We start from the raw sequence: 6,245 nt of genomic DNA, 5'->3' as shown, positions 1-6,245 counted from the left end.
AAGTTAGCTAAAGCCATCAGTGAAGCATCATGGTCACAATTTAGAACCATACTGGAGTACAAAGCGACATGGTATGGCAAACAAGTCGTTGCTGTATCAAAAACATTTGCTTCCAGTCAACTATGCTCGTGCTGTGGCTACCAAAATAAAGACGTTAAGAATCTCAACCTTCGTGAGTGGAATTGCCCCTCTTGTGGTACACATCACAATCGAGATATTAACGCAGGACAAAATCTTAAACACGAAGCGATAAGGCTTCTAACCGTAGGAACTACGGGGATAGCTTAATCAATAACTGGCGGTTAAACGTCGCATCAGGTGTTTGCTTTAGGACCGACAAGCTTCCAGTGGGCTCGATATAACCAAGCTTTACATCACTAACAGAGAACACCCCTTGCTCGCGGAGCATACTTAATATCGTTTCCGGGTTGTATTGTATATCTTGCAGTCTTTTGTACAACAGTTTTCCATTGACGATGACGAGAAGTGGCTCAAAACCAGCAACTTTTCGAAAACGCCGCCACCGCCATTTACTGAGCGCGACAACCTTTTGTAGCAATGCAACGAGAAACAATGCCGTGATGGTCGGCCAATGGGCGATATCAGGGTCAGCTAAATCGGCACCAACAATGGAACCAATGGCTAAAACAATCATGAAGTCAAAGATAGGCAGGCGTTGCATTGAACGTCTTCCCATAAATAAAATCACAAGCCACAAAAAGGGAAGTATCGTAATGACTCGTAGTAAAATAAGTAGGAACTCTTGCCCCATAAGCATCCCTCCCGATTTACAGTATTTACGGTTAAAGGGAATTGTATGTGTGTGCATATAATCAGTGAGAATGTCCATGCTAAGAAAGCGTAACCTTAGACGAAAGGAAGAGACGCATGGACAATAAACGAATTTTAAACTATGTACTATCCAGTGCTGCAGCTGCCGCGCTTTTAACAGGCTGTGCAAATGGCACGACTGATAATGGTGAACAGAGCATGCAGCGTAATAGTGACGCTGAGTTGCGCCAAGTCCGTTATGACAACAATCGTTACAATATGCGTTACGATAATACGATGGATGGGCAGCAAGGGGTCCGTAGAATGGCTGACTCCAATCAGCAGATGAATATGGAAAATCAGCCTATGCAGATTGCTGATAAAGCTGCAGAGCGCGTCACAGATCTGGAAGAAGTTGAAGATGCCACGGTCATCATGACCAATCGCAACGCTTATGTCGGTGTAGAGTTACAAGATGGAAACGAAGACGCCGTATCTTCAGAAACGAAGAAAAAAGTAGCAGATAAGGTGCGGGAGGCAGATGACAGCATAGAACGTGTATATGTCTCCGCAAATGCAGATTTTCTAGACCGTATTGAAGGTTACGCAGATGATGTTGAGAACGGAGAGCCGGTCGAAGGATTCTTTGAAGAATTTAACAAAATGATTCAACGGGTCTTTCCAAACGCTCAGTAATTAAAAAAGTCCTTGCCTATGGCAGGGGCTTTTTTTAATTGTCGACGATATCATTTCGAATAGCGTAGATGGCTGCCTGTGTTCGGTCGTATACATCTAGCTTTTGAAAAATGCTACTGACGTGCGTTTTCACTGTTTTAATCGTAATTGATAAAGAATCTGCAATATCTTGATTGGATTGACCGTCAGCAATTAATTTGAGTACTTCAAGTTCTCGCCCCGTTAAAGAATCGTGGGGATGTGTTTGGTTGGAATTTCGCATATGCTCAATCATTTTCGATGTTACCTTTGTTTCCATGACACCTTCACCGCGAAATGTTGAACGGATTGCTTGGGCAATATCCCATGCTTTTGATGTTTTTAACAAATAACTCATGGCTCCAGCTTGGATCACAGGATACACCTTTTCGTCATCAATAAAGCTCGTAAGCACAATAATTCGAGCATCGGGTTGCTGCTGGATAATGGCTTTTGTTGCGTCGATCCCATTCATCCCTTCCATGACAAGGTCCATCAGAATCACATCAGGATTCAACGAAAGAGCCATATCAACTCCTTCTTGTCCATTCGAAGCTTCACCAACCACTTTGATATCATGCTGCGTCGATAAATATGCAGCAAGACCCATTCGCACCATTTCATGGTCATCGACTAGTAATACGTTAATCATGTTCTCTGCTCTCCTTTTCGATGAATAACGGGACTTTCATTTGAACAGTTGTGCCTTTACCAACGATTGAATGGATGGCTAAGACGCCACCGATTTCATTGATCCTCTCCTGCATCGTTTTCAGCCCGTAGGAGGACGTTTTTTGTTGATCGACTTCAAAGCCAATCCCATTATCAACAATTTCAATTCGGAGTTGTTTTTGTACAGTCGTAAGCTTAAAAACAATCGCATTGGCCTGGCTATGACGAAGAATATTTGATAAAGCTTCTTGAGCAACTCTGAACAAATGATCTTCAACACCTTTGGGAATGTCCGTCGGTGTTTGCATTTCCCACGAGATGTCAACCTCTTGCTTTGATTGAAGCTCGAGCAACAGTTCTTCAAGCCCTTGAACAAGACCTTTTCCTTCTAGATGTGCAGGGCGTAAATGAAGGAGCAAGGCTCTCATTTCTGATTGGGCCGTTCCTGCCATGTGCTCAACGGCTTCAATTTGTTTTTTTGCCGGGATCTCTTCCGGAATGGTCTGTTTTAAGGCAGAAGACATCATGGAAATAGCAAATAACTGTTGACTTACTGCATCATGCAACTCGCGAGCGAGCCGCTGTCGTTCTTCGTTGACCGCTTTTTGGCGCATTCCTTCACTCCATTCCGCTCGTTCGTTGGAAAGCTTTTGTAAAGATGCCATTTGCGACTCGATTCGCTCAGCCATCGCATTTAATTGTTTCGCCATATCTCCAAATTCATCATCGCCGATATCAGGAATGCGTTTCGTAAAGTTGCCTCGTTCCAGAGAAAGTATGCTCTGTGAAAATAATTCAATTCTCTTTTTTAAAAGGTTGCCAATGATGTATCCGGCAGCTGCTCCAAATATTGAACAAAAAGCGAGCAACAAAAAAGAATAAGGAATGCCTAAAAAGGTCGCTTCCACCCACCAGGGCCATGTGAGCTTCCCAAGCAATGTGAGAAAAAGGAGTGTCATCGTGCTAATGATGACCGATAACCACATGCCATGTCGAACCATTTTCCATTGGGTATTAGATAATCTTTTTTGCTGCTGCATTAAATGTACCTCACTGATACATCTCCAACGAGAAGGGAAATGTCGATGTATACCTTTTTTGTTGAGTAATCATAACGGTTGCTTTTCACTTTGACTTTTCGATTAATGCCTCCTTGTTTATAGCCGAGGACTTCGAGGTCACCAACAGTGACAGAAGCTTCTACGAAGACATCCAAGTCGTAAGGAACGTAAAGCGTAATATCGCCAATCATCCCACTGAGCTGCAAATTCGTCTGCTCTTGAAGAATAATCGCTTTCGATAAGTCGATGGTCATGTCACCGATGCCATTGGAGAATTTTGAATGCTTTAATTCAAAACGTTGATCAGTGAGCTTAAAATCTCCAATTAACGAGCTTCTCGACATTGTGAAGGTCGTATGATCGTTTGTTGCTGTCTGGTCATGAGCCGAATGATTTGTGGTGTGTGTATTTGAGGACGAATATTGCCCCATGGCCTCTTCAAACTCACGATCAAATTCTTTATCGAGATCCGGCTCAAATGCAGGCTCTTCTTGCTTTTTTTGTTTACGGCGCTTATGTTTTTTCTGATCAACGAGCAGCCGGTATCCTGTGTAAATAAAGATCAATGCGATCAGAAAACCAGCGATGTCGATATGAAGAAATTCTCTTGAGAAGACGATGATTCCGACGAGAAATAAAATACCGCCAACAAGCTTAGTGCCTTGTTGATAGAAGTAAAGCCCTAAAATCAGCAACAAAGCTGGACCAAAAAAGGCGGCAGTGCTGAAACCAAAAAGAATATTAAGCAAAATGGATATGCCGAGCACTAAAATCACCAAACCAAATAAATGATTTTTATGTTTCATGGTCCAACCCCCTTTCGTACAGAAAAACACAAGCTGTGCTTATTCTACTACAATTTTTGCTTTGGAAGAAGCGTTGTTGCAAAACATCCAGCTCCTCAGGAAGAGGAGCTGGCGTTTTCTGACGAAGTCGCCTCTTGTGCTGTTGTTGGAGTTTTAAGTTGTGCGAGCTGGTCATCAATGGTCTTTTTCATTTCTAAGTTCTCCACTTGTTGTGATGTGGAAGAAAATTGCTGCTGTTGACGCATCACGCGTACACGTGATTCTTTTTCATTGATGCGTTCTTCCATACGTGCAAAGCCTTTTACAGCACTTTCTTTATCGAAGGATTCCATCGCTGTCAGCATTTGTTCTTGTGTTTTTGCGGCATTCGCACGAGCAATTAAGGCATGCTTGCGTTCTTTTAATTCCTGGTATTGATTGTTAAGTTCACGTAATTGTGCTTGTAATTCATTCACTTGTTCTTTTGCTTGCGTATAATAATCTTCATAGGAAGCAATCTTTTGCTCGTGGTGATATCGCTCGGTTAAGGCCTTGCGAGCGAGTTCTTCTTCGCCGGCTTCCATAGCCGCTTGCGCTTGCTGGGTGCGCTTTTCGATCAGTGTTTTCGTGTTGTTTAGCTGTTGTTTAAAACGATCTTCAATGGCCATATGCTTGCTGACAGATTCTTGTGCTTTTGCAATCTCTTCTTCAAGGTCACGAATGTATTGATTAAGTAAGGATACAGGATTTTCGAGTTTATCAATGCCATCATGGATACCAGCTTTTGTAATGTCGCGTAGTCGTTTAAAGATCATAAGTTTTTCCCTCCGAATGGTTTTGTAGATTTTTCGTTCATCGTTTTTTCAAACTCTGCGTCAAATGAATAGTTCACAGTGGGTTGTTCAAAGCCTTGTGGTGGAACGACGATGTTAATATCATCATCAATCCTTTTTTGTACAAACGCATGCCATAATACATCAGCAATGCCGATAAGCCTAGACCAATCAGAATATCAAGGGAGCTTAGCAGCATAAGGCTACCAATCACTGTGAGAATAATTGCGCCTACGTTTGATCGTTTCGTAAACAAATTCCACGCGAAGTAGAAAATGAGTACTGCGATCCCTAAGCGAATCAAGTTGCCTAAGTTCAGACCAAGTACACTTAGGAAAATGAGAATGCCCATTCCAGTGAGCACAATGCCTAGGACAGGATGTTTACGTTTTGCTTGATTTGACAATGTGTTATCCCTCCTTCGTACTAAATCTCACTTGCATGACTTTAGTTTAAGCGAGTACGGGCTTTCTCATAACGAGCTTATGAACGGTTTTGCCTCAGACTATAGTCTGATCGCTAACTCATCCGGAGGGTAAATGCTTGTCACAAAAGGAGCATCACACGTAAGATGGTGTAAAATGATCATTGAAAGGAGGAGCCCATGGCAAATCAAGATAAAAGGAAATCTTTATTTTATATCCTTAACTTGCAAGAACAACAGATGGTGCTTACGCATGGAATGAGTTTTTATGATTTTCGTAAAGCCACTCGTTTTCCATTAAAAAACGTTTTGCTTTTAAAAGAAGACAGCCTTCTGCCTGATGTGAATCTTCATACGATGCTTCCTTATGCAACGGCAGAGACGATGCCGCTGCTCGATAAAAAGACAGAAGGCAAAATGTGTTGGGTAGACGTAGATGATATGGAGAGCGTGAACACTTTAACGGACATTGACATCGCTCATTTACTTTTTTTAGGACATAAGATGGGCCCTGTACGAACGCCATTCTCTCCGGTGCTGCATAACCGGTATGCATTTTTATCGCAGGATGACGGATTTTATACGAAGATTTACTATCAAAAAGCAACCAATTACATATTTTTGTTTGGACAATTTATCACAAGCCAATATGCAAAACACCTTCAAAAAAAACGGTTTCTCTTTTCTCAAAAAGAAGTCGTTCCTGCACTGTCAATTGAATTGGCAACACATTTGTTTGAGCTTTCCGAAGACGGACTGGTGTTACAATTTAGTGAAACTGAAACAAACCGTACATATATAAGAACCCCCCTTTGGCTTATAGGCAGTTACTCCAATATGGATGATATGCTCGATTCGGCAGAGGAAAAGAAAAAAACGACATCTTACAGTGCTTACCTCGTTTTTATAAGAAGAAAAGAGAATGGGCTTTAGAACGTTTTTAAGCTGCTCGACTTCGGGTAAAGATTAAATGAAAATGATTTAC

9 protein-coding genes are annotated in these 6,245 nt (G+C 41.9%); 3 read left to right on the top strand and 6 right to left on the bottom strand.

Annotated features, from left to right (window positions below):
• Positions 1 to 288: RNA-guided endonuclease TnpB family protein (locus G4V62_RS15910; protein ID WP_165203944.1), on the top strand; the 288-nt coding region annotated here is incomplete at its 5' end.
• Here G4V62_RS15910 and G4V62_RS15905 read toward each other — a convergent pair.
• The gene (locus G4V62_RS15905) at positions 272 to 772 is read right to left on the bottom strand and encodes a DUF421 domain-containing protein (RefSeq protein WP_165203941.1); all 501 of its coding nucleotides are present in this window, start codon (positions 770 to 772) and stop codon (positions 272 to 274) included. The genes G4V62_RS15910 and G4V62_RS15905 overlap by 17 nt on opposite strands.
• A 116-nt stretch (positions 773 to 888) precedes the next feature.
• On the opposite strand from G4V62_RS15905, the gene G4V62_RS15900 reads away from it, so the two are divergent.
• On the top strand, positions 889 to 1,467 hold the full coding sequence (locus G4V62_RS15900) for a YhcN/YlaJ family sporulation lipoprotein (protein ID WP_165203938.1): 579 nt from the start codon (positions 889 to 891) through the stop codon (positions 1,465 to 1,467).
• Between the two features lie 34 nt (positions 1,468 to 1,501).
• On the opposite strand, the gene G4V62_RS15895 is transcribed toward G4V62_RS15900, so the two are convergent.
• From G4V62_RS15895 to G4V62_RS15875, 5 genes are all read right to left on the bottom strand, one after another.
• Complete coding sequence (locus G4V62_RS15895; RefSeq protein ID WP_165203935.1) at positions 1,502 to 2,137, bottom strand: response regulator; 636 nt, start codon at positions 2,135 to 2,137, stop codon at positions 1,502 to 1,504.
• A complete protein-coding gene (locus G4V62_RS15890; RefSeq protein WP_165203932.1) occupies positions 2,130 to 3,197 on the bottom strand; it encodes a sensor histidine kinase in 1,068 nt (355 codons plus the stop codon). Before G4V62_RS15890 ends, G4V62_RS15895 begins: the two co-directional genes overlap by 8 nt.
• Positions 3,197 to 4,024 (bottom strand): cell wall-active antibiotics response protein LiaF, encoded by an 828-nt coding sequence (gene liaF, locus G4V62_RS15885; RefSeq protein ID WP_165203929.1) that lies wholly within the window; start codon positions 4,022 to 4,024, stop codon positions 3,197 to 3,199. Before liaF ends, G4V62_RS15890 begins: the two co-directional genes overlap by 1 nt.
• A 95-nt stretch (positions 4,025 to 4,119) precedes the next feature.
• Positions 4,120 to 4,818 (bottom strand): PspA/IM30 family protein, encoded by a 699-nt coding sequence (locus G4V62_RS15880; RefSeq protein WP_165203926.1) that lies wholly within the window; start codon positions 4,816 to 4,818, stop codon positions 4,120 to 4,122.
• Positions 4,819 to 4,891: 73 nt separating this feature from the next.
• A complete protein-coding gene (locus G4V62_RS15875) occupies positions 4,892 to 5,242 on the bottom strand; it encodes a hypothetical protein (RefSeq protein WP_165203923.1) in 351 nt (116 codons plus the stop codon).
• A 198-nt stretch (positions 5,243 to 5,440) separates the two neighbouring features.
• On the opposite strand from G4V62_RS15875, the gene G4V62_RS15870 reads away from it, so the two are divergent.
• Positions 5,441 to 6,193, top strand: a complete 753-nt coding sequence (locus G4V62_RS15870; protein ID WP_165203921.1) for a hypothetical protein — start codon at positions 5,441 to 5,443, stop codon at positions 6,191 to 6,193.
• Positions 6,194 to 6,245 lie beyond the last annotated feature (52 nt).

The organism is Litoribacterium kuwaitense, assembly GCF_011058155.1.
GTDB classification, from domain to species: domain Bacteria; phylum Bacillota; class Bacilli; order Bacillales; family DSM-28697; genus Litoribacterium; species Litoribacterium kuwaitense.
Note: the sequence above shows the minus strand (reverse complement) of the source record. Positions and strands in the feature narration are given on the sequence as shown.

Bases quoted from the DNA above. Each gene is read 5' to 3' on its own strand.
- G4V62_RS15905 (WP_165203941.1), bottom strand. From the start codon at position 772: ATGGGGCAAGAGTTCCTACTTATTTTACTACGAGTCATTACGATACTT.
- G4V62_RS15900 (WP_165203938.1), top strand. From the start codon at position 889: ATGGACAATAAACGAATTTTAAACTATGTACTATCCAGTGCTGCAGCT.
- G4V62_RS15895 (WP_165203935.1), bottom strand. From the start codon at position 2,137: ATGATTAACGTATTACTAGTCGATGACCATGAAATGGTGCGAATGGGT.
- G4V62_RS15890 (WP_165203932.1), bottom strand. From the start codon at position 3,197: ATGCAGCAGCAAAAAAGATTATCTAATACCCAATGGAAAATGGTTCGA.
- liaF (WP_165203929.1), bottom strand. From the start codon at position 4,024: ATGAAACATAAAAATCATTTATTTGGTTTGGTGATTTTAGTGCTCGGC.
- G4V62_RS15880 (WP_165203926.1), bottom strand. From the start codon at position 4,818: ATGATCTTTAAACGACTACGCGACATTACAAAAGCTGGTATCCATGAT.
- G4V62_RS15870 (WP_165203921.1), top strand. From the start codon at position 5,441: ATGGCAAATCAAGATAAAAGGAAATCTTTATTTTATATCCTTAACTTG.